The sequence below is a fragment of the Dietzia sp. DQ12-76 genome (assembly GCF_014145045.1).
In the GTDB taxonomy this organism is placed as follows: Bacteria; Actinomycetota; Actinomycetes; order Mycobacteriales; family Mycobacteriaceae; genus Dietzia.
Map to the genome: position 1 here is coordinate 1 of NZ_JAALDV010000365.1, position 2,836 is coordinate 2,836.

The 2,836-nt window shown below is 71.4% G+C and carries 2 protein-coding genes; both read right to left on the bottom strand.

What is annotated here, in order from left to right; translation table 11 throughout:
- The coding region (locus tag G6019_RS12330; protein WP_309230222.1) for a MazG nucleotide pyrophosphohydrolase domain-containing protein at nucleotides 1–443 on the bottom strand (443 nt) is incomplete at its 3' end.
- The coding region (gene mfd, locus G6019_RS12335) for a transcription-repair coupling factor (RefSeq protein ID WP_182627705.1) at nucleotides 440–2,836 on the bottom strand (2,397 nt) is incomplete at its 5' end. The genes G6019_RS12330 and mfd, both read right to left, overlap by 4 nt.

Genomic DNA, 2,836 nt, shown 5'->3' on the forward strand with positions numbered 1-2,836 from the left:
CGGTCGGCGCGTTCGGCGGCCTTGGCCTCCTGCCACAGGCGGTCCTGTTCGGTGGCGTCGAGGCCGGCCGCGCCCTCAGCGGTGAACCAGTAGGGCGCGCGCCGGCGCAGCTTGTCCAGCAGGGCGCCGGCGACGTCGTCGATGTCGAACGACCCCTCGGCCCGCCCCTCACCGATCGCGGCGTGGAACAGCACCTGCAGGAGCAGGTCGCCCAACTCGGAGACCAGTTCGTCGCGGTCGCCGTCGGCCACGGCGTCGACCAGCTCCCAGGACTCCTCTAGCAGGTACGGCAGCAGCGAGGCATGGGTCTGGGCGGCCTCCCACTCGCCGTCGCGGCGGATCCGGCCCATCACCTCGATCGCCTCGGCGAGCCGATCCCCCGCACCCGATCCAGCGCCCGGCCCATCGCCGGGGTCGGGCTCGCGACCGGGCTCGGGACTCACACCGACACCGGCTCCGCCTGGATCACCGGATTCGAGCCCTCCGGATCCCCTGCCATGGCGGTGAGGAAGTCGGCGGCGTACTGCAGCATCTCGTCGTCGCGCGCCTTCTCCGCGCCCGCGCCGGCACGCGCTCCGGCGGCCTTGGGCAGCGGGAGCAGCACGGTCTTCTGCGTGGCCCGGTACTGGGCGGCCGGGTACATGCGCTTGAGGCGGATCTGCTGCGAGTCGAGCAGGTCGAGCGGGCCCACGCGCAGGCGGGAGCCGGCCAGCACGATCTCCCGCACCTTGTACTTCTGGCACACGAGCCGCAGCCGCGACACCGACACCACGCGCCGGGCCTCGGCGGGCATGGGACCGTAGCGGTCCACCAGTTCCTCGACCACCGCGTCGATGTCCTCGGGAGCCCGTGCCTGGGACAGCTTGCGGTACGCCTCGAGTCGCAGCCGGTCGCCGTCGACGTATTCGACCGGGATGTAGGCGTCGACGGGGAGCTCGATGCGGATCTCGCCCACCTCCTCCTCGACCTCCACGGACTCGCCGTCGGCGATGGCGCGGTACGCCTCCACCGCCTCGCCGACCAGACGGATGTAGAGGTCAAAGCCGACGCCGGCGATGTGCCCGGATTGTTCGGCGCCCAGCACGTTGCCGGCCCCGCGCAGCTCGAGGTCCTTCATCGCCACGGCCATGCCGGCACCCAGGTCGTTGTTCTGCGCGATGGTCGCCAACCGGTCGTAGGCGGTCTCGGTGAGCGGCTTCTCGGGGTCGTAGAGGAAGTAGGCGTACCCACGCTCACGCGACCGTCCCACGCGCCCGCGCAGCTGGTGCATCTGCGACAGGCCCAGCTGGTCGGAGCGGTCGACGATCAGGGTGTTGGCGTTGGAGATGTCCAGGCCGGTCTCGACGATGGTCGTGCACACCAGCACGTCGTATTCGCGGTTCCAGAACCCGCCGACGGTCTGCTCGAGCTGCTCCTCCCCCATCTGCCCGTGGGCCACCACCACCCGCGCCTCGGGCACCAGGTCGCGGATCTTGGCCGCGGTGGCGTCGATGGTCCGCACCCGGTTGTGCACGTAGAACACCTGCCCCTCACGCAGCAGTTCGCGGCGGATCGCGGCGGCGACGTGCTTGTCCGAGTGCGCCCCCACGTACGTGAGCACGGGCAGGCGCTCCTCGGGCGGGGTGAGGATCTGGCTCATCTCCCGGATCCCGGCCAGCGACATCTCCAGCGTCCGCGGGATGGGCGTGGCGGACATGGTCAGCACGTCCACGTGGGTGCGCAGCGAGGTGATGTGTTCCTTGTGCTCCACGCCGAAGCGCTGCTCCTCGTCCACCACCACCAGGCCGAGGTTCTTCCACCGGACACCCGTCGCGAGCAGGCGATGGGTGCCGATCACCACGTCCACCGTGCCGTCGGCCAGGCCCGCGAGGATCTCCTTGGCCTCCGCGTCGGAGGTGAACCGGCTCAGGCCCTTGACGGTCACGGGGAACCCGGTCATGCGCTCGACGAAGGTCGCCTGGTGCTGCTGGGCCAGCAGCGTGGTGGGCACGAGCACGGCCACCTGGGTGCCGTCCTGCACGGCCTTGAACGCCGCCCGCACCGCCACCTCGGTCTTGCCGTAGCCCACGTCACCCACCACCACGCGGTCCATGGGGGCGGTCTTCTCCATGTCCCCCTTGACCTCCTCGATCGCCGTGAGCTGGTCGACGGTCTCGGTGAACGGGAACGCGTCCTCCATCTCCCGCTGCCACGGGGTGTCGGGGCCGAAGGCGCGGCCGGGTGCGGACTGGCGCTTGGCGTAGAGCTGCACCAGCTCGGTGGCGATCTCGCGTACGGCCTTGCGGGCCTTGCGCTTGGTGTTCTGCCAGTCAGCGCCGCCCATCTTGCTCAGCGTCGGCGCCTCCCCGCCCACGTAGCGGCTCAGCTGGCCGAGGGATTCCATGGGCACGAACAGGCGGTCTCCGGCGCCGCCGCGCTTGCCGGGCGCGTACTCGATCACCACGTATTCGCGCCGGCTCGAGCCGTCCCCGCCGCGCACCTGCCGCTCGACCATCTCCACGAACCGGCCGATGCCGTGCTGGTCGTGCACCACCCAGTCGCCGGCCTTGAGGGCCAGGGGGTCCACCTGGTTGCGGCGCTTGGCGTGGCGCGTCTTGGGGCGCGCGGTGGCGCCGAGTCGGTTGCCGGTGAGATCCGTCTCGGAGACGACGACGAGCTGGTCCCCCTGCTCCCCGGAGTCGGTCGCCAGCGCGAACCCTCCGTGCAGGATCGCCTCGTACACCGACACCACGCCGGGGGCGGGCTCGGATCCCGCCGGGGCGGCGGTGGCCGGGACCTCGGCCTCGGACAGTCGCTCCAGGACGCGATCGACGGTGCCGTGGCCCGGGACCACCAC